Source organism: Pseudomonas costantinii (assembly GCF_001870435.1).
In the GTDB taxonomy this organism is placed as follows: Bacteria; Pseudomonadota; Gammaproteobacteria; order Pseudomonadales; family Pseudomonadaceae; genus Aquipseudomonas; species Aquipseudomonas costantinii.
Genome location: NZ_MDDR01000039.1, coordinates 202,927 through 227,137, shown reverse-complemented (window position 1 = coordinate 227,137; position 24,211 = coordinate 202,927). Strand labels below are relative to the sequence as shown.

General features: G+C 58.6%; 21 protein-coding genes and 1 tRNA gene. 15 read left to right on the top strand and 7 right to left on the bottom strand.

The window, feature by feature from the left end:
- Nucleotides 1–15 precede the first annotated feature (15 nt).
- Entirely contained in the window at nt 16–1,200 is a 1,185-nt protein-coding gene (locus BFL40_RS24885) for a thiolase family protein (protein ID WP_071486413.1), read from the top strand.
- A 1,137-nt stretch (nt 1,201–2,337) separates the two neighbouring features.
- Complete coding sequence (locus BFL40_RS24880; RefSeq protein ID WP_071486412.1) at nt 2,338–3,294, top strand: DMT family transporter; 957 nt, start codon at nt 2,338–2,340, stop codon at nt 3,292–3,294.
- Here the strand turns inward: BFL40_RS24880 and BFL40_RS24875 are convergent.
- A complete protein-coding gene (locus BFL40_RS24875; RefSeq protein ID WP_071486411.1) occupies nt 3,291–4,679 on the bottom strand; it encodes a class II fumarate hydratase in 1,389 nt (462 codons plus the stop codon). The genes BFL40_RS24880 and BFL40_RS24875 overlap by 4 nt on opposite strands.
- 192 nt (nt 4,680–4,871) lie before the next feature.
- Here BFL40_RS24875 and BFL40_RS24870 point away from each other — a divergent pair, with 192 nt between their 5' ends.
- The 7 genes from BFL40_RS24870 (at nt 4,872) to BFL40_RS24840 (ending at nt 12,591) form a co-directional block, all read left to right on the top strand.
- Nucleotides 4,872–5,390: a DUF2059 domain-containing protein gene (locus BFL40_RS24870; RefSeq protein ID WP_010567461.1), complete on the top strand. Its 519-nt coding sequence runs from the start codon at nt 4,872–4,874 to the stop codon at nt 5,388–5,390.
- Between the two features lie 6 nt (nt 5,391–5,396).
- A complete protein-coding gene (locus BFL40_RS24865) occupies nt 5,397–5,693 on the top strand; it encodes a BolA family protein (protein WP_071486410.1) in 297 nt (98 codons plus the stop codon).
- Between the two features lie 118 nt (nt 5,694–5,811).
- The gene (trhO, locus tag BFL40_RS24860; protein ID WP_071486409.1) at nt 5,812–6,753 is read left to right on the top strand and encodes an oxygen-dependent tRNA uridine(34) hydroxylase TrhO; all 942 of its coding nucleotides are present in this window, start codon (nt 5,812–5,814) and stop codon (nt 6,751–6,753) included.
- A 36-nt stretch (nt 6,754–6,789) separates the two neighbouring features.
- Nucleotides 6,790–7,392 carry a DsbA family protein gene (locus BFL40_RS24855; RefSeq protein ID WP_174555596.1) on the top strand — a complete coding sequence of 201 codons (603 nt, stop codon included), beginning with the start codon at nt 6,790–6,792 and terminating at the stop codon, nt 7,390–7,392.
- A gap of 10 nt (nt 7,393–7,402) precedes the next feature.
- On the top strand, nt 7,403–9,205 hold the full coding sequence (locus BFL40_RS24850) for an ABC transporter ATP-binding protein (protein WP_139213562.1): 1,803 nt from the start codon (nt 7,403–7,405) through the stop codon (nt 9,203–9,205).
- A gap of 71 nt (nt 9,206–9,276) precedes the next feature.
- Nucleotides 9,277–11,739, top strand: coding sequence for an EAL domain-containing protein (locus tag BFL40_RS24845; RefSeq protein WP_071486406.1), 2,463 nt, complete (start codon nt 9,277–9,279; stop codon nt 11,737–11,739).
- A gap of 78 nt (nt 11,740–11,817) precedes the next feature.
- Nucleotides 11,818–12,591 carry an iron-containing redox enzyme family protein gene (locus BFL40_RS24840; protein WP_218170179.1) on the top strand — a complete coding sequence of 258 codons (774 nt, stop codon included), beginning with the start codon at nt 11,818–11,820 and terminating at the stop codon, nt 12,589–12,591.
- Between the two features lie 22 nt (nt 12,592–12,613).
- Here the strand turns inward: BFL40_RS24840 and BFL40_RS24835 are convergent, their stop codons facing one another.
- Complete coding sequence (locus BFL40_RS24835) at nt 12,614–13,540, bottom strand: GGDEF domain-containing protein (RefSeq protein ID WP_071486404.1); 927 nt, start codon at nt 13,538–13,540, stop codon at nt 12,614–12,616.
- A gap of 311 nt (nt 13,541–13,851) precedes the next feature.
- Nucleotides 13,852–15,000, bottom strand: coding sequence for an FMN-dependent L-lactate dehydrogenase LldD (gene lldD, locus BFL40_RS24830; RefSeq protein ID WP_071486403.1), 1,149 nt, complete (start codon nt 14,998–15,000; stop codon nt 13,852–13,854).
- Nucleotides 15,001–15,101: 101 nt separating this feature from the next.
- On the opposite strand from lldD, the gene BFL40_RS24825 reads away from it, so the two are divergent.
- Nucleotides 15,102–15,986, top strand: coding sequence for a LysR family transcriptional regulator (locus tag BFL40_RS24825; RefSeq protein ID WP_071486402.1), 885 nt, complete (start codon nt 15,102–15,104; stop codon nt 15,984–15,986).
- An 87-nt stretch (nt 15,987–16,073) separates the two neighbouring features.
- Nucleotides 16,074–16,149 (top strand) — tRNA-Asn (locus BFL40_RS24820).
- Between the two features lie 224 nt (nt 16,150–16,373).
- On the opposite strand, the gene BFL40_RS24815 is transcribed toward BFL40_RS24820, so the two are convergent.
- Nucleotides 16,374–17,891, bottom strand: coding sequence for a GGDEF domain-containing protein (locus BFL40_RS24815; RefSeq protein ID WP_071486401.1), 1,518 nt, complete (start codon nt 17,889–17,891; stop codon nt 16,374–16,376).
- 210 nt (nt 17,892–18,101) lie between these two features.
- Here BFL40_RS24815 and BFL40_RS33865 point away from each other — a divergent pair, with 210 nt between their 5' ends.
- A complete protein-coding gene (locus BFL40_RS33865) occupies nt 18,102–18,398 on the top strand; it encodes a hypothetical protein (RefSeq protein WP_139213491.1) in 297 nt (98 codons plus the stop codon).
- Between the two features lie 48 nt (nt 18,399–18,446).
- Entirely contained in the window at nt 18,447–19,502 is a 1,056-nt protein-coding gene (locus tag BFL40_RS24810; protein WP_071486400.1) for an NAD(P)-dependent oxidoreductase, read from the top strand.
- Nucleotides 19,503–19,536: 34 nt separating this feature from the next.
- Here the strand turns inward: BFL40_RS24810 and BFL40_RS24805 are convergent, their stop codons facing one another.
- Nucleotides 19,537–20,178, bottom strand: a complete 642-nt coding sequence (locus BFL40_RS24805; protein WP_071486399.1) for a 4-carboxy-4-hydroxy-2-oxoadipate aldolase/oxaloacetate decarboxylase — start codon at nt 20,176–20,178, stop codon at nt 19,537–19,539.
- A gap of 29 nt (nt 20,179–20,207) precedes the next feature.
- Nucleotides 20,208–21,077, bottom strand: a complete 870-nt coding sequence (locus tag BFL40_RS24800; RefSeq protein WP_071486398.1) for an NAD(P)-dependent oxidoreductase — start codon at nt 21,075–21,077, stop codon at nt 20,208–20,210.
- Between the two features lie 172 nt (nt 21,078–21,249).
- Between BFL40_RS24800 and BFL40_RS24795 the strand changes: the two genes are divergently transcribed.
- Nucleotides 21,250–21,903 carry a GntR family transcriptional regulator gene (locus tag BFL40_RS24795; RefSeq protein WP_071486397.1) on the top strand — a complete coding sequence of 218 codons (654 nt, stop codon included), beginning with the start codon at nt 21,250–21,252 and terminating at the stop codon, nt 21,901–21,903.
- A gap of 185 nt (nt 21,904–22,088) precedes the next feature.
- Nucleotides 22,089–23,432, top strand: a complete 1,344-nt coding sequence (locus BFL40_RS24790; RefSeq protein WP_071486396.1) for an MFS transporter — start codon at nt 22,089–22,091, stop codon at nt 23,430–23,432.
- Between the two features lie 64 nt (nt 23,433–23,496).
- Here the strand turns inward: BFL40_RS24790 and BFL40_RS24785 are convergent, their stop codons facing one another.
- Entirely contained in the window at nt 23,497–24,126 is a 630-nt protein-coding gene (locus BFL40_RS24785) for a TetR/AcrR family transcriptional regulator (RefSeq protein ID WP_071486395.1), read from the bottom strand.
- Between the last annotated feature and the right edge of the window lie 85 nt (nt 24,127–24,211).

Genomic DNA, 24,211 nt, shown 5'->3' with positions numbered 1-24,211 from the left:
AGATCGAGGTAGCCCATGCGTGAAGTAGTGATCGTCGACAGCGTGCGAACCGGCCTGGCCAAATCCTTTCGCGGCAAGTTCAACCAGACTCGCCCCGATGACATGGCCGCCCATTGCGTCAACGCGCTGCTGGCCCGCAACGGCATCGACCCGGCGACGGTGGAAGATTGCATCGTCGGCGCCGGTTCCAACGAAGGTGCCCAGGGCTACAACATCGGGCGCAATGTGGCGGTGCTCTCGCAGCTGGGCACCGGCACGGCGGGCATGACCCTCAACCGCTTTTGCTCCTCGGGCTTGCAGGCGATCGCGATTGCAGCCAACCAGATCGCCTCGGGCTGCAGCGATATCATCGTCGCCGGTGGTGTCGAGTCCATTAGCCTGACCATGAAAAGCGTCAACACCGACAACCTGATCAACCCGCTGCTGAAAGAGCAGGTACCTGGCATCTATTTTCCGATGGGCCAGACCGCTGAAATCGTTGCACGTCGCTATAACGTGAGTCGCGAAGACCAGGACCTGTACGCCCTGCAAAGCCAGCAGCGTACCGCCCAGGCCCAGGCCGATGGTTTGTTTGACGATGAAATTGTGCCGATGTCAGTCAAGTATAAGGTTGAGGACAAGCACACCGGCGCGGTGCAGGTACTGGAGGGTGTGGTTGATCGCGATGACTGCAATCGCCCCGACACTACGCTGGCCAGTCTGCAAGGCTTGAAGCCAGTCTTTGCCGAAGACGGTTCGGTGACGGCGGGTAACTCTTCGCAGCTCTCCGATGGTGCCTCGATGACCCTGGTGATGAGCCTGGAAAAAGCCCTTGAGCTTGGGCTCAAGCCGAAGGCGTTTTTTCGCGGTTTTACCGTGGCCGGTTGCGAGCCTGACGAGATGGGCATCGGCCCGGTGTTCTCCGTGCCCAAGCTGCTCAAGGCCAAGGGTTTGCAGGTGGCGGATATCGACCTGTGGGAGCTCAACGAAGCGTTCGCCTCCCAGTGCTTGTACGCGCGTAATCGTTTGGAAATCGACAATGCCAAGTACAACGTCAACGGTGGCTCGATCTCCATCGGTCATCCGTTCGGCATGACCGGTTCGCGGCAGGTGGGGCATTTGGTGCGTGAGCTGCAACGACGGAACCTGCGTTATGGCATCGTCACCATGTGTGTCGGAGGTGGTATGGGCGCCACTGGCTTATTTGAGGCGGTACGTTAGATTTCATTGGCGAAACCGAATCAATGTGGGGGCTTGTCTGTGTGGCGGATTTGGCCGTTTTCTTTAGGTAGATGTGAGTGCATATCCGTTATTTAGGTAACGGCAGCCTATGGTTTCGCTCTTACAGCGACTCACTTTGGAAAAGCCGGAATGCCGGCCCAGCCCAAAGTAAGCAAAGGGCTCTTGCCCCACCACTCGGCACCTCGCTGTGGCTCGGTGTGCCCGCACGCAGGCTTGAATCCGTGGGCCGCCGCGATGGGCCATCCTTGGCCCAGCGCGGCTAACCCGGCGTCCTGCCGGGTTACCCACGGATTCAAGCCTGCGTGCGGCCAGCGTGGTTAATGGGGCGCCTGAGATCAAGATCACAAGCAGATCAAAAGCAAAGCACGGCGGCCTGAAAGCCGACCTGAGAGGTGTGGAGCAAAAGCCAGATCAGAAGCAGGGCAGATTGCAGTCTCCCTGATGTATGGATATTAAAAATGTGGAAGCGGGCTTGCTCGTGAAGAGGGCGTGTCAGTTGATACATTTGGCGACTGGTACACCGCATTCGCAAGCAAGCCTGCTCCTACATGTTTTACCGCTTTTGATCTACACCACTCAGGTCGGCTTTCAGGCCGCCGTGCTCTGCTTTTGATCTTTTTGATCTTGATCTTAGGCGCCCCGTAAAACCACGATGGCCGCAAGTAGGCACGGTGGAGCGGGTAAACCGGCAAGGATGCCGGTTTAGCCGCGCTGGGCCAGGGATGGCCCATCGCGGCGACCCGCGCAGCCGTGCCGGAGTGCGGGCACACCGAGCCTAGGCGAGGTGCCGAGTGGTGGGGCAAGAGCCCTTTGCTTACTTTGGGGCTTTTCCAAAGTGAGTCGCCGTAAGGGCGAAACCATAAGCCGCCGTTACCCAAACAACGGATATGTACTCAGTAAACCAGCGACCACCACAAAGCCCAAGCCATAAAAAGAGGTGTAGATACCTATTCTACAATTAGGACTGTTTCAGCCAAAAATATGTCGGCTGATACACCGCCATAGCAGACAAGCCAGCTCCCATCTTTGATTTGCGGTGTGTCAGATAAAATCCTCGCCAAAGCCCCCCCGGGTCACCCTAGAATGCCGCTCCACTTCCTCTGGCTTGGGGCACTCATGCACATCTCTTCCGGTCGTTGGGTCTACGGCTTTGGCTTGACCCTGCTGACCGCGCTGCTCTGGGGCATTTTGCCCATCAAACTCAAACAGGTATTGCAGGTGATGGACCCGATCACCGTCACCTGGTTTCGCCTGACGGTGGCCGGTGGCTGCCTGTTCGTGTACCTCGCATTCACCAAACGCTTGCCCAGTCGCAAGGTGCTCGGCCCCAAGGGCGGCTGGCTGGTAGCGATGGCCGTGTGTGGCTTGGTGGGCAACTACGTGTTGTACCTGATCGGCCTGAAAATGCTCAGCCCAGGCACTGCCCAGTTGGTGGTGCAAATGGGGCCGATCTTTCTGATGGTCGCCAGCGTATTCGTGTTCAAGGAGCGTTTCAGCCTGGGGCAGGTGTTGGGGCTGATGGTGCTGATCATCGGCTTCGGGTTGTTCTTCAACCAACGCCTGATAGAACTGTTGACCTCTCTGGGCACCTACACCGCCGGCGTGCTGACCATTCTGCTCGCCACTACGGTCTGGGTGTTTTACGCCCTGGGCCAGAAGCAATTACTGACGGTGTGGAACTCACTGCAAGTCATGATGGTGATCTATCTGTCGTGCGCCTTACTGATCACGCCGTGGGCACATCCACTGGAAGCGCTGGACCTGAGCCCGCTGCAGGGCTGGTTGTTACTGGCGTGCTGCATGAACACGCTGGTGGCTTACGGCGCGTTTGCCGAAGCGTTGGCCCATTGGGAGGCCTCGCGGGTGAGCGCAACCTTGGCACTGACGCCTTTGGTGACGTTTGTGGCAGTGGCGTTGGCGGCGTGGCTATGGCCGGAGTATGTACAGGCCGAAGAGATCAACGCCCTGGGTTATGCCGGGGCGTTGGTGGTGGTGCTCGGCTCGGCGACCGTGGCGTTGGCGCCGTCGTTGCTCGCCGGGCTCAAGGCCCGGCGGTTACGCTTGGCCTCTTAGTGTCCGGCTTCGAGCATGTTTTCCGGGCGTACCCACTGATCGAACTCAGCATCGGTGAGAAAGCCCAGGTCCAGCGCTGCCTGGCGTAATGTCAGGCCTTCGGCATAGGCTTTCTTGGCGATCTGTGCCGACTTGTCGTAGCCGATATGCGGGTTGAGCGCCGTCACCAGCATCAGCCCGCGCTCCAGGTGTTCGGCCATTTGTTCGGCATCCGGCTCAAGGCCTGCAACACAGTGCTCCTGGAAGTTATTGCAGCCGTCGGCCAGCAAACGGATCGATTCCAGCAGGTTGTGGATGATCACCGGCTTGTACACGTTCAACTGCAAGTGCCCTTGGCTGGCGGCAATGCCGATGGTCACGTCATTGCCCAATACCTGGCAGGCCAGCATCGACAGCGCTTCGCACTGCGTGGGGTTGACCTTGCCCGGCATGATTGAGCTGCCCGGTTCGTTGGCCGGCAACTTGACCTCGGCCAACCCGGCGCGCGGGCCGGAACCCAGCAGGCGCAGGTCGTTGGCGATTTTCATCAAGGCCACGGCCAGGGTTTTCAGCGCGCCGTGCAGGGTCACCAGCGGCTCATGGCCGGAGAGGGCGGCGAACTTGTTTGGCGCGGTCACGAACGGCAAGCCCGACAATGCGGCCAACTCGGAGGCAATCGCCTCGCCAAAACCATGCGGCGAATTGAGCCCGGTGCCGACAGCGGTGCCGCCCTGGGCCAGTTCGCATACGGCGGGCAGGGCGCTGCGAACCGCACGCTCGGCGTAATCCAACTGGGCGATAAACGCCGACAGCTCCTGGCCGAAGGTGATCGGCGTGGCGTCCATCATGTGGGTGCGGCCGGTCTTCACCAGTTTCATATGCCGCGCCGACAACTCCGCCAAGCCACCGGACAGGTGGGTAATTGCAGGCAGCAGTTGCTTGTTGATTGCCTGCACGGCCGCGATGCTCATCGCCGTGGGGAAGCAGTCATTGGAACTCTGGGAGCGGTTCACATGATCGTTGGGGTGCACCGGGCTCTTGCCGCCACGGGGCTTGCCCGACAGCTCGTTGGCACGGCCGGCGATCACTTCATTGGCGTTCATATTGCTTTGGGTGCCGCTGCCGGTCTGCCAGACCACCAGCGGGAACTGGTCGTCATGGGTGCCTGCGAGTACTTCATCGGCGGCCTGTTCGATCAGGCGCGCGATGTCGGCGGGCAGGTCACCGTTGCGGTTGTTGACCCGGGCGGCGGCCTTCTTGATCAAGGCCAGGGCGTGCAGTACCGCCAGAGGCATACGCTGTTCACCGATAGCAAAATTCACCAGCGAACGTTGGGTCTGCGCGCCCCAGTAAGCGTCATCCGGGACGTTTACTTCCCCCAGGCTGTCGGTTTCGATACGGCTCATCGGGCACACTCCTTCAGGTTCGTTTGCGCAGTTTAGGCCGTGATCGACCAGGCGGGTTCCATAAAACACGTTTCATCGGATTCATTGCCTGCAAATCCAGGCCCGACAAGGCCTGGGGTTGAGCCGCGAGGTTTTTTAGGCGCAGAATGGTCGCCCTTGGGGTCTTACCTCGCCTGCTAGAAAGGAAACTCGATGACTCGTCTTCGTGCCATCTGTACCGCGGTTGCTCTGGTTTGCGCCAGCGGCCAAGTGTTTGCCGATACCGCCAGCCATAACGCCAGTGCCGAAGCCTTCCTTACCCTGGCCCACGCTGACAAGCTGGGTACCCCGGTGTACATGCAAGTGCAACAAATGTTCGCCCAGCGTTTCGAACAGACCAAGGCGCCTGCCGCCAAGCAGTCCGTATTGGACAGCTACCAGGCCAAAGCCAACGCCGCCCTGGACCAGGCTATCGGCTGGCCAAAGCTGAAACCGGATATGGTCAAGCTCTACACCAGCAACTTCAGCGAATCCGAGCTCAAGGACCTGGTTGCGTTCTACCAGTCGCCACTGGGCAAGAAAGTCCTGGAGAAAATGCCGCAGCTGACCCAGCAATCGGCCCAGATGACCCAAGCCAAGCTGGAAAGTGCTGTGCCGGTGGTGAACAAGCTGTTGGAAGACATGACCAACGAGCTGACGCCAAAAGCCGCCGCACCGGCCAAGAAGAAGTAAGCAGGAATGACCATGCAACAGCGTATCGAAACGGCGCTCGCCGCCCTGGGCCCGCAACATTTGAGCGTGCTGGATGAAAGCCATATGCACAGCCGTGGGTTACAGACCCACTTCAAGGCCGTGCTGGTCAGTCAGCAGTTCGAGGGGCTTAACCGCGTCAAGCGCCACCAGACGGTCTACGCCACGTTGGGTGACCTGATGAGCGAGTTTCATGCGCTGGCGCTGCATACCTACACGCCTGAAGAATGGGCGAAAATCGACGCAGCCCCGGCCTCGCCGACCTGCGCCGGCGGACATGACTGATGATTGGGTGTCTCTGACACCGGGCATTTGTTAGAATCCGCAACGCGCCGCTTAGTCGGCGCGTTTTTTTTGCATCCGGTTCACCCTTTACGAGGGTAGCCACCTGGAGGTAACACCCATGACTCAACCGATTGTCGTGGCGGCACTGTATAAGTTCGTCACCCTCGAAGATTACGTCGCTCTGCGCGAGCCACTGCTGCAGGCGATGGTCGACAACGGCATCAAAGGCACCTTGCTGATCGCCGAAGAAGGCATCAACGGCACCGTCTCCGGTAGCCGCGAAGGCATTGATGGCCTGATGGCCTGGCTGAAGAACGACCCACGCATGGTCGACATCGACCACAAAGAGTCGTACTGCGACGACCAGCCGTTCTACCGCACCAAGGTCAAGCTCAAGAAAGAGATCGTGACCCTGGGCGTCGAAGGCGTCGACCCGAACAAAAAAGTCGGCACCTACGTCAACCCGCAAGACTGGAACGCGCTGATCAGCGATCCGGAAGTGCTGTTGATTGACACCCGTAACGACTACGAAGTGTCGATCGGCACCTTTGAAGGCGCGATCGACCCGAAAACCACCAGTTTTCGCGAATTTCCCGACTACATCAAAGCCAACTTCGACCCGGCCAAGCACAAGAAGGTCGCCATGTTCTGTACGGGCGGCATTCGTTGTGAAAAAGCCTCGAGCTACATGCTCAGCGAGGGCTTCGATGAGGTCTATCATCTTAAGGGTGGCATCCTGAAGTACCTCGAAGAGGTGCCGCAGGAAGAAACCAAATGGCAGGGCGACTGCTTTGTGTTCGACAACCGCGTGACCGTGCGCCACGACTTGAGCGAAGGCGACTACGATCAATGTCATGCCTGCCGCACTCCGGTGAGCATCGAAGACCGCGCGTCCGAGCACTATGTGGCGGGCATCAGTTGCCCTCATTGCTGGGATAAGCTGCCGGAGAAGACCCGTCGCAGCGCGATTGACCGGCAAAAGCAGATTGAGCTGGCCAAGGCCCGTAATATGCCGCACCCGATTGGCTTCAACTATAAGCAATCACCTTCCGAGGCCTGACCCATGTCCGCGCGCCTGCTCTATGTAATGGACCCGATGTGTTCCTGGTGCTGGGGCTTTGCGCCGGTGGCCGAGGCGTTGGTTGAGCAGGCCCAGGCGGCCGGCGTGGAGCTGCATCTGGTAGTGGGCGGTTTGCGCACCGGCAGTGGCGCGGCGCTGGAGCCGACAACCCGGCGCTACATTCTTGAACACTGGCAGGCGGTCACCGAGGCCACCGGTCAGCCCTTCAAGCGTGAAGGTGCGTTGCCCGACGGTTTTGTCTATGACACAGAGCCTGCGTGTCGCGCCATCGTCACCGCCCGCAGCCTGGCACCGGATTGCGCCTGGAAGCTGCTGGGGCTGATCCAGCGTGCGTTTTATGTCGATGGGCGCGATGTGACCCTAGCCAGTGTGCTGGTGGAGCTGGCCGAGCAGGCCGGTATCCCACGCATCGAGTTTGCCGGCGCCTTTGACCGTGCCGAGCAGCATGCCGCGACGGCCGCTGATTTCACCTGGGTGCAGGATTTGGGCATCGCCGGGTTTCCGACCCTGCTGGCCGAGCGTAATGGCCAGTTGGCCTTGCTGACCAACGGCTACCAGCCGCTGTCCGAGCTGTCGCCATTGCTCGCCCGCTGGTTGGAGCGAGCGACCTGTGCATGACCAGCCTGACATCACCGAGCAGCCCAAGCGCACTGACCGACTGACCTGGGCAGAAATTCGCCGCCTGGCCCTGCGTCACAAAAAATCCTTGTGGATAGCCAATGGCGTCGCCGTGCTGGCGACCCTGTGCAGCGTGCCTATTCCTCTGCTGTTGCCCTTGCTGGTAGATGAAGTGCTGCTGGGCCACGGCGATGCCGCGCTCAAGGTGATGAACCACGCGCTGCCCCTGGGCTGGCAGAAGGCGGCCGGTTATATCGGCTTGATGCTGCTGGTAACCCTGGCCCTGCGCTGCGGTGCGCTGGTGTTCAACGTGGTGCAGGCTCGTTTGTTTGCGCGGCTGGCCAAGGACATTGTCTACCGCATCCGAGTGCGGCTGATCGAACGGCTCAAGCGCATTTCCCTCGGAGAATACGAAAGCCTGGGCAGCGGTACCGTGACCACGCATCTGGTTACCGACCTGGATACGCTGGACAAATTCGTCGGCGAAACCCTCAGCCGCTTCCTGGTGGCCATGCTGACCCTGGTCGGCACCTCGGCGATTCTGGTGTGGATGCATTGGCAATTGGCGTTGCTGATCCTGCTGTTCAACCCGCTGGTGATCTATGCCACGGTGCAGTTGGGCAAGCGCGTCAAACACTTGAAGAAACTGGAAAACGACAGCACTTCGCGTTTTACCCAAGCGCTGACCGAGACCCTCGACGCCATCCAGGAAGTGCGCGCAGGCAATCGCCAGGGCTTTTTCCTTGGGCGCCTTGGCCTGCGCGCCCAGGAAGTGCGTGACTACGCTATTCACTCCCAATGGAAAACCGACGCCTCCAGCCGCGCCAGTGGCTTGCTGTTTCAATTCGGCATCGACATCTTCCGTGCTGCGGCGATGCTCACCGTCTTGTTTTCCGACCTGTCCATCGGCCAGATGCTCGCGGTGTTCAGCTACCTGTGGTTCATGATCGGTCCGGTGGAACAACTGCTGAACCTGCAGTATGCCTACTACGCGGCGGGCGGCGCGCTGACGCGTATCAACGAGCTGTTGGCACGTGCCGACGAACCACAATATGCCGGGGGCGAAGATCCGTTTGCCGGGCGTGAAACCGTCGGCATCGAGGTGCGCGGCCTCAATTTCGGCTACGGTGAAGACTGGGTGCTCGATCAGTTGAACCTGACCATTGCACCGGGTGAGAAGGTGGCGATTGTTGGCGCCAGCGGCGGCGGTAAAAGCACCTTGGTGCAACTGCTGTTGGGGCTCTATACGCCGCAGGCCGGCAGCATTCGCTTCGGTGGTGCGACCCAGCAGGAAATCGGCCTGGAGACCATTCGCGAGAACGTCGCCGTGGTACTGCAACATCCGGCGTTGTTCAACGATACGGTGCGCGCTAACTTGACCATGGGTCGTACACGCACGGACCAGGCCTGCTGGCAGGCGCTGGAAATCGCCCAGTTGGATGCTACCGTCAAGGCTCTACCTTTGGGTTTGGACAGTGTGGTGGGGCGTTCCGGCGTACGTTTTTCCGGTGGGCAGCGACAACGCCTGGCCATTGCCCGGATGGTGTTGGCCGAGCCGAAAGTGGTGATTCTGGACGAGGCCACCTCCGCGTTGGACGCCGCCACCGAGTACAACTTGCACCAGGCGCTGGCGCGATTTCTCAGTGGCCGTACTACACTGATCATCGCCCACCGGCTTTCAGCGGTGAAACAGGCTGACCGAGTGCTAGTGTTTGATGGTGGGCATATCGCTGAGGATGGCGACCATCAGCAGTTGATTGCCGAGGGTGGGCTGTACGCCAAACTTTACGGGCACCTGCAACAAGTGCGTTGATTTAGCTTAGGCTGTGCTATCGGGAGCGGATGTTCGCGTGCGTATTCAGCTGTGCATGTGCAAGGGACTTCATGAAGCAAAAGCGGACTCTCGGAACACCACGGCTGTTGGGCATTGTCTGGCCTTTTATTGCCGTCGTATTGTTCCAGGCATTGTTAGGCTGCGTCAGTCTCTACGTGCTTTCTGCGGTGCGTGGCTATGTGGCTGGCGAAAGTCTGTGGTCCAAGGGCCAGAAAGATGCCATCTACTACCTGACGCTTTACGCCGATAGCCGCGACGAGGCCACGTACCTCAAATACCAACAAGCCATCGCTGTGCCTCAGGGCGGGCATGAGTTGCGTGTTGCCCTCGACCGTCCGACTCCGGACCTTAATGCCGCGCGCCTGGGCATCCTCAAAGGCGGTAACCATCCCGATGATGTTTCCAGTCTGATCTGGCTGTACCTCAATTTTCGCCATTTCAGCTACCTGGAAAAAGCCATTGAGCTATGGACTGTGGGCGATGGTTACCTGGTGCAGTTGGATGACTTGGCCCAAGCGATGCACCAAGCGATCAGCACCGATCAAGTCAGCGGCAGTGATGTGCGTGACTGGAAGGCGCGCATTATTGCGATCAACGACGGCGTTACACCGGCCGCCAAGGCGTTCAGCGATGCCCTGGGCGAAGGCTCGCGGGTCATCCTGCGGCTGTTGTTGATCACCAACCTGACCACCGCGCTGGGCCTGATCGCCCTGGCGCTGCTGCGTACCCACAAGTTGCTGACCCAGCGCCATGCCTTCGCCGACGCGCTGCAGGTGGAGAAGGAGCGGGCGCAGATCACCCTTGAGTCGATTGGTGACGGGGTGATCACCACCGATGTCGACGGTGCCATTGCCTACATGAACCCGGCAGCCGAGGCGCTGACCCATTGGAAGTCGGCCCAGGCTCAAGGCTTGCCCCTGGCGGCCTTGTTTAATCTGCTGGATGAAAACGCCGAGCCGGACGGCTTTACCCTGATTGAGCACATCATCAAGGGGCAGCTCAGTGGCGGCAGCGAACATTCGAAGTTGATCCAGCGCCTGGACGGCAGTACGGTCTCGGTAACCCTGGTAGGTGCGCCGATCCGTAGCGCCGGCAAGGTCAGTGGTGCGGTGCTGGTGCTGCACGACATGACCCAGGAACGCCAATACATTGCCAACCTCTCGTGGCAGGCGACTCACGATGCCTTGACCGGGCTTGCCAACCGCCGCGAATTCGAGTTCCGCCTGGAGCAGGTGTTGCACCATGTTGGGCGCTCGCAAAACGGGCGGCATGCCTTGATGTTCCTCGACCTGGACCAGTTCAAGCTAGTCAACGACACCTGCGGCCATGCGGCAGGCGACGAGCTGTTGCGGCATATCTGCGCGCTGCTGCAATCGGACCTGCGTGAAGGCGACACGCTGGCGCGCCTTGGGGGGGATGAGTTCGGCATTCTGTTGGAGAACTGTCCGGCACCGGTCGCGGAAAAGATCGCCGAGAGCCTGCGCCACACTGTGCAAAGCCTGCATTTCGTGTGGAAAGGACGACCGTTCATGACCACTGTCAGTATTGGCCTGGTGCATATCTCGCAAACTCCGACCACCCTGGAAACGTCGCTGCGGGCGGCCGACATGGCTTGCTATATGGCCAAGGAAAAGGGGCGCAACCGTGTGCAGGTCTATCACGCCGATGATTCGGAATTGTCCCTGCGTTTTGGTGAAATGGCATGGGTGCAACGCCTACACGTGGCCTTGGAAGAAAATCGGTTTTGCTTGTATGCGCAGGAAATTTCGCCCCTGGGTCACACCGATGGGGGGAATGGCCATATCGAAATCCTGCTGCGCCTGCACGATGAAGCGGGCAGGATCATTCTGCCGGATAGCTTTATTCCAGCCGCCGAGCGTTACGGTTTGATGACCTCGCTGGATCGCTGGGTGGTGGAAAATGTGTTCAAGATCATTGCCGAATGCCTGCGCGAGCGTCCGGGACGACCGATGGCGATGTGTGCGATTAATCTGTCGGGCATTACGATAGGCGACGACGACTTCCTTGGGTTTTTGCGTGACAAATTCGAGGCTTACAACATCCCCCCAGGGATGATCTGTTTTGAAATAACAGAAACCAGCGCTATCGCAAATTTAGGCAGTGCGATTCGTTTTATTAATGAACTCAAAGCATTAGGTTGCCATTTCTCACTCGACGACTTTTGCGCCGGAATGTCCTCATTCGCTTATCTCAAACATTTACCTGTAGACTTCCTGAAGATCGATGGAAGTTTCGTAAAGGATATGCTGGACGACCCGATTAACCGCGCTATGGTCGAAGTGATCAATCACATCGGCCACGTCATGGGTAAGCGCACAATTGCCGAGTTTGTTGAGACACCGCTGATCGAGCAGGCTTTACTTGAGATAGGTGTGGATTACGCTCAGGGTTACCTGATTGAACGCCCGCAATTGTTTACCTTTGATAGCTTGCAGTGTCGACCTGTGCGTCCGCAGCCTCTGTTATTCAAGGCGCCCGGCACATTCCGCTGAAACATTTGCTGGTCTGTACAATCACACTTAAAAAGGAGCCCTACAGTGATCGACACATTCAACAGAACCGGCCCGCTTATGGAAGCCTCAAGTTACCCTGCCTGGGCACAGCAATTGATCCAGGACTGTAGCGAGAGCAAGCGCCGAGTTGTCGAGCACGAACTGTATCAGCGCATGCGCGATAACACGCTCAGCGCCAAGACCATGCGCCACTACCTGATTGGTGGTTGGCCAGTGGTTGAACAGTTTGCCTTGTACATGGCACAGAACCTCACCAAGACCAAGTTTGCCCGCCATCCTGGGGAGGATATGGCGCGACGTTGGCTGATGCGCAATATTCGCGTGGAGCTGAACCACGCCGACTATTGGGTGTATTGGGCCAAGGCCCATGGTGTCAGCCTCGAGGAGCTGCAAGCGCAGAACGTACCGCCTGAATTGCACGCATTGAGCCATTGGTGCTGGCATACCAGCTCGGCCGACTCGTTGATCGTAGCGATTGCCGCGACCAACTATGCGATCGAGGGGGCGACTGGGGAGTGGTCTGCCGTGGTGTGTTCTACCGGTGTATACGCGGCAGCCTTCCCCGAAGAAGACCGCAAGCGTGCGATGAAGTGGTTGAAGATGCATGCGCAATACGACGACGCCCACCCTTGGGAAGCCCTGGAAATCATCTGCACCCTGGCCGGGATGAACCCCAGCAAGGCCTTGCAGGTAGAGCTACGCCAGGCGGTGTGCAAGAGCTACGACTACATGTACCTGTTTTTGGAAAGCTGCATGCGCTTGGAAAAAGACAAGGAAAAGGCCCCCGCAGCCGTTCGTGGGCGTCAGGCACGCGTCGCCAGCGAGGCGTGATGTAGGTGTGATGGCGGGGTGCTTACCCCGCCATTGCCAAGCGGTTGCGGCCTTCGCGCTTGGCTACGTACAAGGCGCTGTCGGCCCGGCGCAACAGGCTTTCGGCAGACTCGGCGGCCAACAAGGTCGAGCAGCCCAGGCTGACCGTCAATTCAACCCGCGTATCCTCCACCCAGTAATCCTGGGTTTGTGCCGCTTGGCGCAGGCGCTCACCGACCATCCCCGCCGCATCACGGCCGGTGTTCGACAGCAAGATCAGAAACTCTTCCCCGCCAAACCGAAATACCATGTCCACGTTGCGCAGCTGGCTTTTGATCGCCCCGGCCACGGCGCGCAGCACGGTATCGCCAGCCGCGTGACCGTGAGTATCGTTGATTTTCTTGAAGTGATCGATGTCCAGCATCAGCAAGGACAATGGACTCAAGTGCCGCCGAGCCATGTCGATTTCCCGTTGCAGGGTTTGGTCCATGGCAATGCGATTGCCGGTTTCGGTCAACGGGTCACGCAGGGCACTACGGGTAGCGGCACGGTAGAGCAGGGCATTACGCATCGGGTAAAGCAAGGTTGCCAGCAGGGATTCAAGTTGTCCCAGTTCGTTCTCCATCAAGCGTTGGTTGCGACGGAATATCAGTTCGCCCAGATGCTCACCTTCATGGCTCAAGGTGTAGCTCACCGAGTGATGGCCGCGATGGCCGAACTCCAGGCGCAGGTCGCTGGCGTCGTGGCGATATTGCAGCGCATCCAGAGGCACCAGGCGCTGGATCTCGCGAAAGAACAGGCCCAGGATGCGCTCCGGTTCCAGGCTGGTCTGCAATTGCTGACTCAGTTGCTGGCGAAGTTGTGTAAGGGTGACGGGGCGACGAGGGCGGAGGGATGGCTGACCAAACCCCAGGCGTTGCAATTTGGCACTGTCGAAGTCAATTGCGTTGGTCTGGGTCGGTGATTTCATAAGCTAACGGCCTCTAAGCACTTAACTGTCTTACAGGCTCGATGAGAGTGGCGAGTGCCAAGCGTCTTACTGTTCCTTCAGTTCCGTAAAACATTGGAAATAGTTTAAACCGCTTTGCAGTGGGTTATAACCCCTGGGCACTGCCGCACGTCTTGTCATCGCTTAACCTGCTTGAAAAGGATTAGAGCGAGATTCATGCCATTTTCTTTAAATTAATAAAAGTTCTTATAAATCAACTGGCTGTTCCAGAAGTAAGCAGCAGCCACTGCGTGGCAGTGCCAGTTATTTGGCTAGTTGGCGGGTCGTGGGTGTTAGCGGTGCGTGCTTTGTTGTACCAAGGTGTTGTGGTCGATCTGGTCAATTGACGTGACGCCGGTCAACGTCATGGCCACGCGCATCTCCTTGGCGAAAATATCCAGCAGGTTTTCCACACCGTGTTGGCCGGCGGCGGCCAATGCATACACGCTCGAGCGCCCGAGCAGGCAACCCTTGGCACCCAGGGCAAGCATGCGCACTACGTCCAGCCCGGAGCGAATGCCCGAATCCACCAGCACGGTCAGGTCATCGCCCACTACGTCGGCAATCGGCGGCAAGGCCTTGGCGGTAGAAAGCACACCGTCCAACTGGCGGCCACCATGGTTGGAGACAACGATGCCATCGGCGCCGAAACTCACCGCGTCCTTGGCGTCTTGTGGGTCAAGGATGCCTTTGATGATCATCGGGCCTTTCCAGAACTCGCGGATCCACTCCAAGTCTTTCCAGCTGATGGAAGGGTCGAAATTATTGGCCAACCAACCGACGTAATCTTCCAGGGTGGTGGGCTTACCGAGGTACTTGGAAATATTGCCCAAGTCATGCGGGCGCCCCAAAAGCCCTACATCCAGTGCCCACTGGGGCTTAGTGACGGCTTGCAACATCCGCCGCGGCGCTGCGTAAGGCCCGGACATGCCTGAGTGCGCATCGCGGTAACGTGCGCCGGGCGTAGGCATATCCACGGTGAACACCAACGTGGTCACCCCGGCGGCCTGCGCGCGCTCCAGCGCATTGCGCATGAAGCCGCGATCCTTGAGTACATAGAGCTGGAACCAGATTGACTGCGGGCTTTGTGACGCCACTTCTTCAATCGAACACACCGATACCGTCGACAGGCAGAACGGAATGCCCTTGTTGGCCGCCGCCTTGGCTGCTTGTACTTCACCACGTCGTGCGTACATGCCGGTCAGCCCGACCGGGCTAAGGATGACTGGCATGGCCAGCTCCTGGCCGAATAACGTGGTCTTCAGGTTCAGATTGTCGACATTGCGCAGGATGCGCTGGCGCAGGCTGATCTCGGCCAGGTCCGAACTGTTCGCACGCATCGTGTGTTCGGCGTTGGCGCCGCCGTCGATGTAATCGAACAGGAAACGCGGCAGCTTTCGCTTGGCGGCTGCGCGGTAATCGGATGCGGACGAGATGATCATGAACGATGGCTCCACGGGGCAGGGTACGTTCACGATAAGTGAATATCTGGCATGATAAAAACAACTTTTATTACTAGTATCCAGTCGAGAAAGGAATACCGATGAACCTCAGAACCGTGCGGGCCTTTGTCGAAGTGGTACGCCAGGGTGGGTTCTCCCAGGCGGCGGGGGTGGTGTCCTTGACCCAATCCACGGTGAGCAAGGCGGTCAAGACCCTGGAAGACGAACTGGGTACACCGCTGCTTAACCGCCTCGGTCACAAGAATGAACTCACCGCCGCCGGCGAAATTGCCTACCGTCGCGGCTTGCTGCTGCTTGCTGAAAGCAATGACCTGGTGACTGAAATCAACGACCTGTGCGGCCTCAAACGCGGCCTATTGCGCATAGGTCTGCCGCCGGTAGGTTGCGGCGTGCTGTTTGCGGCAATGTTCGCCACCTACCGCAGCCGCTACCCGGACATCGATATTGAACTCACGGAATATGGCAGCAAAAAACTGCGTGAATGCCTGGAGGCGGGAGAGGTCGACCTGGCGGCGCTCCTGCTGCCGACGGATGAAGGGTTCGATTACCAGCCCGTGCGCAATGAACCTTTGATGGTCGTGCTGCCCGTGAGTCACCCCCTGGCCCGACGCGAGCGCATCGACTTCACCGACCTTGCAGACTCACCGTTCATTCTGTTCGAAGCCGGTTTTGCCCTGAACGCCAAAATCCTCGCGGCGTGCGAACGCAAAGGCGTTACGCCACGAGTGACGGCCCGTAGTGGGCAAATCGACTTTATTGTTGATTTGGTCGCGGCAGGGCTGGGCGTCGCCTTCATACCGCGCATGCTGGCCTACAAACACCAACCTGCAGGTATTGCCTTGATTCACTTGGATGAACCCCACACCGATTGGCACATTGCCCTGGCCTGGCGCGCCAGCGCTCACCTGCCGCCTGCGGCACGCGCCTGGCTGGATTTGGCCAAGGAAATGGCCAGCCCGGTGTAGGTGAGTTGCACCGGTTATCCGGTTTTTTCGATGCGGGTGCAAGTCGGTGCTTGACTTCTTCTTTTTAATCAGTAACATACGGCGCATTCCGCGATAGCTCAGTTGGTAGAGCAAATGACTGTTAATCATTGGGTCCCTGGTTCGAGTCCAGGTCGTGGAGCCAGACATTGAGAAAAGCCTGCAGAGATGCAGGCTTTTTTCGTTAAGGGCGTTTTCTCCTGACAATCAGTCTATAGCGTGACCTGTATGAAGCTGTCTCTAATCCTTCGATTCAGAGGCAAGCAGTATGAAAATCGCAGCAATCGTTTCAACCAAGGGCGGGCCGGGTAAAACCACGGTAGGCGCCAATCACGAGCAGGTTAGCTGTGTTGACTTAATTGGAGTTACTTAGGCAGTCAGTAGCCGTGCATGATTCACGGCACAGTTCCGTCCAGCTGTCTTAGCGTTATACAGTGCCTGATCTGCCGCCTTGACTAGCTCTTGCAACTGATCCAATTCCGAACCAGTAGCGGTGGATATCCCGATACTCACGCTCACTCGTCCCAATGGGCTGGTTTGGTGGGGGATGTTCTCTTCTTTCAGCCGGTCTAACATAAGTTGCGCCACTACCGCCGCACCATCATCATCGGTATTGGGCATGATGACCCCCATCTCTTCTCCGCCATAACGTGCTACCAGATCCGACGGCCGCCGTACGCACTCGCTCAGGATTTTACCGACTGTCTGCAGGCAGGCGTCGCCGGCAACGTGCCCAACGGAATCGTTGAATAACTTGAAATAGTCGATATCAATCATCAGCAATGCCAACGATGTCCCATCTCGTTGAGCTCGCCGCGCTTCAATAGTTAAGGTCTCATCGAAGCAGCGTCGATTCGCCAAACCGGTCAGCGCGTCCTTCATCGCCAACAACTCCAGTTGCCGATTCGATGAAAGCAATTGCTGCTGAGTGCCCCTCAGTTCCACCTCCACCGTAGTCCGCCGACGGATATCCAGGATCAAAAACCAACCAATGAGGCCAGTGAGTCCCAGTAGGCCAGTCACCACCACTGCTGACAGCACGGCTTCCATTCGCCACGCAGCGAGCGCTTCGTGTTTGCCAAGCGCGACGGTAGTTATCAGCGGCAGCGTTTCACTCTTGCGGAAGGCATAAAGCCGCTCGACCCCGTCTAGGCTGGAGGTAAACGAAGCGGTACCAACAGATTGTTCCACAAGATATTTTGCGTAGATCGGCGACTTCAAAAAATTGCGTCCCATGTCCTGCTCACGGAAGGGATAGCGTGCCAGGAGCGTACCATCGGTGTGAGACAACCCAATGACCCCCTCCTGCCCCAAGTCGAGCTTTCCAAATAGCCGCAGGAAGTTTTCTATCCCCAGAGTCACCACCACCACCCCGGCAAACGCTCCCTGATCATCATTGAAACGCCGACTGATGGTGATCACCCATTCTTGGTTAGACAGGCTACGAACGGGTGGCCCGATAAAGGGCTCAGGGCCAGGGGTGTCGCGATGATGAATAAAATAGGCACGGTCATTAGCGCTGGCTGCGGCCGGAATCGGCCGGTTGGAAGACATCAGCCAGTGCCCCTGATTGTTGTAGATGGTGATACCGCTCAGTTGGGGCATCAGGGGGCGCTGTCGGTTGACCAGCGCACTTAGCCGCTGGATCTGCACTGGTCCACTGCCTTCGGTTTCCAGGCGCTCGACAAGCCCGAGCAAGAGTAGTGAACTTTGTCTGACAATGCCTTCGGAATAGGTCGCGAGGGCCTGGGTAAGGTTCAACCCGTGAACATCGACCTCCTTCAGCACTCGTTCTCGAGAACCCACCACCTTCCAAATGGCCAGTGATGCCAGGGAGCAGCCGACAATCAACAGCAAGAGCACAACGAGATGGGTGTCACGCTTCACATCAGTACCTTATGGAAAGTCCGGTTTCCCGTTCTGGCTGTTATTGAACAGGGCCGATAACAGCAGGCGCATGTCCTGATGCATGCATAAGGATACAAGTAGTCCAGCAGGGGTGCAGCAACAGAATGTAGCGCACTCGCCTCTGACGGGGTCCGGCGAACGTCAACGCCAAGAAACGTCCAACAGAGATTAAAATCACACTTGATAACGATGGAAAATGTCGTCTATCCACTCACCTTAAAGGTGTGTTCGAGGTTGAGTCTCCTGCGAATTGCCTCATTCTTGGATGCGGTGCACGCCGCTATTTCTCTTTATAGGGGGCATCAGTTGGCGGCTCCTTTGCGGGTGGCGGGTTTGGCGACCGGTTTGCCGCGCGGTAAACGGCCGTTGAGAACGGCGTACGCCGGCGAGGAGAAGAAACAAGGATGGTTACTGGGCTATTCGTCCTTGACCGCCTATGAAATTGAAGCGGCCATGCTGCGTTTGGGCAATGCGCTGAGTAAGTAATAGGGCAAAAAATAGTAGGTTTGGCTTCCCTTCAAGAGGATCAAGTGCATGGCATTTACCACCCTGATACTGGACGCGCCCGGCCCGCCGTTGTTGTTCGAGGAAGTCGACCGCTTCCTTGAGCTGGGCTTGGCCGTCACCTTGAATCTCTACTGCTTCGCCGATAAAGACCGCATCAAAAAACACTACGGCGAGCGCATTCAATATGCCGAGATCAACTGCCATGACGAGCCAGACTTTATCGCCGCAGTGACTCGGGCAGGGGGTTACAGCGTGTTCAAGACGCGCTTGAACATCCCACTTGGGAGTGGGCTGATTCGCGCCGCAGCCTCATCCGCGCTGGCAACGCCGCTTAGCGCCATCGCCCAGGCTGGCGCCGGGGTTAACCATATCGACCGGCAAGCGTGTGAGCAGTGTGGCGTGACGATACTGAATACTCCGGGGTCCAACGCGGCCGCGGTCGCCGAATACGTCGTGGCCCAGGCATTGTTTCTCTCCAGGGATCTGGATCACTACAACGCACAAACGCACAACGGCCATTGGTCCAAAGGCAGCGTGGCGCCAGCCCGTGAACTCTGCGAACTCACACTTGGGTTGGTGGGCACTGGCAGCATTGCGCAACAGGTGGCCCGTAAGGCCCGAGCGCTAGGTATCAAGGTCATCGCCACCGGCTCAGAGCGCTTCACGGAGCAGGTCGCAGGTAGCCTTGAACTTGAGCGAAGACCCACCCTCGAGCAGTTGCTGGGAGAGGCCGACATCGTTTCGATCCATGTGCCGCTGACGCCGCTTACCCGAGGCCTGTTCGGCAGCAATGAGTTCAGGCAGATGCGCCAAGGTTCGATACTGATCAATAGCGCTCGCGGTGGCATCGTCGACGAACACCAGTTGGCAACCTTTATGACTGAGTTTCCCAGGCACATAAAAGCGGTTGCCATTGATACCTTTGCCCAGGAAAAAGACCGCTTCGATTCGCCATTGACCGGCATCCCCAGCGCGCAACTGACGCCGCATATCGCGGGTAACACCACAACGGCGATCAGGACGGCTTCACGGCAGATCGTCGACAAGATTCACGCGTTCAGTGCTACTGCGAAAGGGCGTTAAATAGGGGCTGCTGTGATTTTTCGAGTGTGTTGTTTTAGCGCATGCCGAATTTCTCTAGCGTCGGCGCCAACCCCAGCAGGTCAACCGTGCTTTTCCCGGCCTCGAGGCCTGCGCGAATGCCGTCCTCCTTGTCTTCCCGGCTACGGCTCAAGCGAATGACTTCCTCAACCTGATCCTGCTCTACCACCACCAGGCCATCGCGGTCACCGACGATGATGTCTCCCGGTTTGATACTGACGCCGCCAATCACGATTGGTACGTTCACTTTGCCCGGCTGGCACTTATTGGTGCCCTTGATGCTCAGGCCACGCGAGAACGTTGGGAAGCCCATTTCGATGATCGCATTTGCATCGCGCACGGCGCCGTTCATGACCAGGCCGACAATGCCGAGTTTTTGCGAAGCCAAGGTCAGCAGGTCGCCCCACGGGCCGGCTTCCATAAAGCCCTTGGCGTCCACCACCAGCACGTCGCCGGGCTTGGCTTTGGTCAGGGCGTAGTGAATCGCCAGGTTGTCGTCGGGACGGCAATCCACCGTCAGGGCAGGGCCGGCCAGGCGCAGGCTTGGGTCGACTGGGCGCAGGCCGCTGTCCAGCGCGCCTTTCTGGCCTTGGGCTTCGTGGATGGTGGCGGTGCCCAGTTGTTTGAGAGTGTCGAGTTGGTCTTGGGTGATTGGCATGGCGGGTTTCCGTTTTTGTAGGTTGGGTTTCAAGCGGCGGGGGTATGTCGCCCCAGCCAGTCCAGCGCCTGGGCCAGGCTTGGTTTTTCTTCGGTGAGCGGTTCGGCGGCCAAGCCTTCGCTGCTTTGGCTGAAGCGTTGGCGAACGCCGCCCAACACACTGCTGGCAATGCCCAGCAACGCCAGTTGTCGCTCGGCTTCTTCGACCTCGTGCAAGCGGCGTGTGGCGTGCACCACGTGGGTGGACACGAGCATTTCCAGAAAGGTAGGCAAGGGTGCCTGGTCGATATCGGCCAGCACGTCGTACAGTGCCGGACGCAGTTGCTGGCGTTCGGCGGCCAGGAGTACTTCCACGGCCAGTGCTTCCATGCCTTTGGTGAACACGCTGCGCAGGATCTTCAGCGTCATTGCATCGCCCGGTTGGCTGGCGGGCAGGGCGCGGGCATTGGCTCCCGCCGCGAGCAACAGTTCGACAAAGGCATCGGCCTTGGCGCCGGAGCACAGCAACGGGGTCTTTTCCCGCAGGTAGGCAATGGCGCCCATGATCGCGACGTCCACGTAATTGATGTGCTGTTCAGCCGCTTCGCGACCGGCGATGCGTTTGTGTTCAGGGGCGGCGGTCGTGAGGTCGGCGAACAGTGTGCCGGGCTTGAGGTAGGCCAGGGCGTCGCGGGTGACCTCCAAGGATTGGGTGCCTACCACGCAGGACAGCACGCAGTCGGATTCGGCCAGCCAATCGCCAACACACGGGTGGATCACCACGCCCAATTCATCTGCCAGTCTTTGCGCGGCTGGGGCGGTGCGTTGTTCACAGAAGTGCAGCTCCACGGTGGTGTTAGACGCCAGGGCTTGGGCATAGCATCGGCCCACTTCGCCGAGCCCTATGATTGTTATTTTCATGTCGCCTCCGGATTCAGGTGGCAATACAATTAAAATACAATTTAGGCGATTGCAAACGATTTTTGTACAAAGTCGATTGATGGTCCCCTGTCATTGGCTGGCGACAAGCCTCAGAATCCGGCGCAGGCGACCCAGGGTAGAGCCCTGATAAACATCGAGACAGAAGGGAAACATGGCCAGCGATCTCATCTACGAAACCCTGAGAAACCGCATCATTGCCGGGCAGTACGAACCCGGTACGCAGCTCAAGGAAGAGCCGCTGGGCAAGGAGTTCGGCCTGAGCCGCACGCCGGTGCGCGCATCGCTGAAGAAGCTGGTGGATGATGGGCTGGCGGTGATCGAGGCCAACCGTGGGGTGTTTGTCGCCGGTTGGACCCAATGGGATCTTGAGGAGATGTTCAGCTTTCGCGAGCTGCTCGAGCCCCACGCCGCAATGCTCGCCGCCCAGCGCGCCACTGCGCAAGACGTGGTCGAACTGCAGCGCATCAACGAACAGATGGCCGCCGCCATCGCCAGTAAAGGCCCGGACGTGACGCTGCGGGTACAAGAGGCTAACCGTGCGTTTCATAGTCAGGTGTTGGAGATCGCCCGCTCGCAACGGCTCAAGTCGATGCTTGCGACGTTGATCGATATGCCGGTCATCACCCGCTCATTTTTTCTCTACCGTCCGGCGGACCTTGAGCGCAGCCTGCAGCAGCACCTGGACATCACCTACGCCATCGAGCAAAACGACGGCGAGCTGGCTAAGCGTGCCATGCAAACCCATATTCGCATGGCCTATTTGCGCTTTATGGCGCGGCGTGGCGAGTCACCCGTTCGTCGATAAATAAATACAAAGTTAAAACAATATGCGTTAGAGTCGGCGCCACGATACCGGGCAATGACTCCTGCCTGAGATTTACAAGCACCTGAAAACACCTGATGTGAGGCTTCCATCCAAGCCTCAGCGGGAGCGTGCACCCGGGATTCGGCACACACGGCATATTCCAATAATAAAATCAGGTATTGCGCATGAGTAATCTGGACTCCACCGCTGAAAAACCGTCGCGTTTTCGCTGGATCGTCGCAGGGCTGTTTTTCCTTGTGTACACCGTGGCCTCAGCCGACCGCGCGAACCTCGGCGTAGCCTTGCCATTTATTCGCGAGGAATACCCGATGACCAACGCCGAGGCGGGCGCGTTGCTCAGTGTGTTCCTGCTGGCCTATGCGCTGGCTCAGATCCCCTCCGGCTTCGCCTCCAGTCGTTTCGGGGTACGCAAGATCTTCTCGTTTTCAATGATTGCCACGTCGCTGTTCACCGCCTTGATGGGTACGGTCAATTCGGTGCTGGCACTGAAGATTTATCGCTTTGCCCTGGGCATCGCCGAAGGCCCTTTGCCGATTGGTATCGCGGCGACGATCAACCACTGGTTCCCGGCCAAAGAGAAGGGCACAGCCACCGGTATTTTCCTTGCCGCGGTGAAGTTCGGCCCGGTGATCGTGCCGCCGTTGTGTGTGGCCATTGTGGCGATGTGGGGCTGGCGCGAGATCTTCTACATCTTCGCGGTGCCGGGCATTGTGCTGTCCATCGCCTGGTACTTCCTGGTGGCGAACCAGCCGGCGCAAAGCCGCTTTGTGAATGCGGGCGAACTGGCGCATATCACCAGTGAAACCAACAACGTTATTACCCAGAAAACCGAAGGCGCCCAACGGCACTTTCAACGCCTGGACGCCTTTATCCGGGTCAGGTCGGTAGAGCCCATTGCCACCAGCCGAGGGCTGTTTCGCTCTTGGAACGTGGTCGGCTGTGCGCTTAGCTACAGTTTCCAGGTGGGTATCACCATGGTGCTGTTGTCATGGATTCCGACGTACCTGATGACGGTCAAGCAGTTCTCGATCATGCACATGGGCTTTGTTTCGGCGGCGCCGTGGGTCGGGGCGATTTGCGGCAACCTGCTCGGCGGTATTCTTTCCGACCGTGTGCTGGGCAAGCGCCGCAAGCCGGGGATGATGCTCTCGGCGCTGGCCACGGTCTGCACCATGTATGCGCTGATCAACTCACCGAATGACCCAACGCTGTATGCCGCCTTGCTGTTCATGACCGGTACGCTGATCAGCATCGGCTACTCGTCCTATATGGTTTACCCGATGGGCCTGGCGACCAAGAAGACCTTCCCGATTGCCAGTTCCATCGTGAATATGGGCGGGCAGTTGGGCGGGGCGGCTGCGCCATTTCTGGTGGGCTTGTTGCTGGATAGCTATGGCTGGTCCCAGGTGTTCCTGTTCATGGCCATCGGTTCGTTCGCCAGCTTCCTGGTGCTGCTGACCATTGAGGAGCCGGTGCCGGGCACGAAACTCCCGCCACAGGGCGATTGAACCGCCTGCCCCAGGGCTGCCGGCGATAGCGTGGCAGCCCTGGGTGGCTATCGGGTATTACCTGTCATGAAGTGACATTCTGAAGACGTGCGGTCATATCCCACGTCAGCAGGATGTGGCTGATCGCTGCATCAATGATTTCATGGGGCGTGTTATCCCGCGCCAAAATCGAAACCCCCTGCAAAAAACTATCAAACACCGTCGCCATCGCCGCCACATTAAGCGTGTCCGGCAACTGCCCGGCACGGACCGCACGCTCAACACACGCCACAATCCCCGCGCGGGTGCGCGCCCGCGACTGTGTCAGCGCATCCGCCACCCGCGCATTCTCCGGGCTCGGCGCGCTCATCACGCCGAGTGCCACCATGCAGCCTCTGGGATGCCCGTCTTCGCACTGCATGCGCGCCGACTGGCGCAACGCAGTTTCGATCGCCTGGCGTGGTAGCAGGTTTTCGTCCCACAGGCATTCGGTGACCTGGGCGTAGGTCGCCAGATAGCGTTGCACGCACTCATCGAACAGCGCCTCTTTGGACCCGAACGCCGCGTAAAAACTCGGCGCGGAGATGCCGCCACCCAGGCCTGCCTTGAGTTGCGCGAGGGAAGTGGCGTCGTAACCGTGCTGCCAGAACAGGTGCATGGCCTGTTCTACGGCGTGTTCGCGGTCGAAATTACGTGGGCGGCCCATTTGTGCCATATCGGAAGTCCTCTGATAACGAGATAAATACTAGTCGATACATAAGTCGTTGACAACGCATGGCGAGCGCCTGCAACATTTGTAT

Coding starts and splice junctions, on each gene's coding strand:
- BFL40_RS24885 (WP_071486413.1), top strand. CDS start 16: ATGCGTGAAGTAGTGATCGTCGACAGCGTGCGAACCGGCCTGGCCAAA.
- BFL40_RS24880 (WP_071486412.1), top strand. CDS start 2,338: ATGCACATCTCTTCCGGTCGTTGGGTCTACGGCTTTGGCTTGACCCTG.
- BFL40_RS24875 (WP_071486411.1), bottom strand. CDS start 4,679: ATGAGCCGTATCGAAACCGACAGCCTGGGGGAAGTAAACGTCCCGGAT.
- BFL40_RS24870 (WP_010567461.1), top strand. CDS start 4,872: ATGACTCGTCTTCGTGCCATCTGTACCGCGGTTGCTCTGGTTTGCGCC.
- BFL40_RS24865 (WP_071486410.1), top strand. CDS start 5,397: ATGACCATGCAACAGCGTATCGAAACGGCGCTCGCCGCCCTGGGCCCG.
- trhO (WP_071486409.1), top strand. CDS start 5,812: ATGACTCAACCGATTGTCGTGGCGGCACTGTATAAGTTCGTCACCCTC.
- BFL40_RS24855 (WP_174555596.1), top strand. CDS start 6,790: ATGTGTTCCTGGTGCTGGGGCTTTGCGCCGGTGGCCGAGGCGTTGGTT.
- BFL40_RS24845 (WP_071486406.1), top strand. CDS start 9,277: ATGAAGCAAAAGCGGACTCTCGGAACACCACGGCTGTTGGGCATTGTC.
- BFL40_RS24840 (WP_218170179.1), top strand. CDS start 11,818: ATGGAAGCCTCAAGTTACCCTGCCTGGGCACAGCAATTGATCCAGGAC.
- BFL40_RS24835 (WP_071486404.1), bottom strand. CDS start 13,540: ATGAAATCACCGACCCAGACCAACGCAATTGACTTCGACAGTGCCAAA.
- lldD (WP_071486403.1), bottom strand. CDS start 15,000: ATGATCATCTCGTCCGCATCCGATTACCGCGCAGCCGCCAAGCGAAAG.
- BFL40_RS24825 (WP_071486402.1), top strand. CDS start 15,102: ATGAACCTCAGAACCGTGCGGGCCTTTGTCGAAGTGGTACGCCAGGGT.
- BFL40_RS33865 (WP_139213491.1), top strand. CDS start 18,102: ATGGAAAATGTCGTCTATCCACTCACCTTAAAGGTGTGTTCGAGGTTG.
- BFL40_RS24810 (WP_071486400.1), top strand. CDS start 18,447: ATGGCATTTACCACCCTGATACTGGACGCGCCCGGCCCGCCGTTGTTG.
- BFL40_RS24805 (WP_071486399.1), bottom strand. CDS start 20,178: ATGCCAATCACCCAAGACCAACTCGACACTCTCAAACAACTGGGCACC.
- BFL40_RS24800 (WP_071486398.1), bottom strand. CDS start 21,077: ATGAAAATAACAATCATAGGGCTCGGCGAAGTGGGCCGATGCTATGCC.
- BFL40_RS24795 (WP_071486397.1), top strand. CDS start 21,250: ATGGCCAGCGATCTCATCTACGAAACCCTGAGAAACCGCATCATTGCC.
- BFL40_RS24790 (WP_071486396.1), top strand. CDS start 22,089: ATGAGTAATCTGGACTCCACCGCTGAAAAACCGTCGCGTTTTCGCTGG.
- BFL40_RS24785 (WP_071486395.1), bottom strand. CDS start 24,126: ATGGCACAAATGGGCCGCCCACGTAATTTCGACCGCGAACACGCCGTA.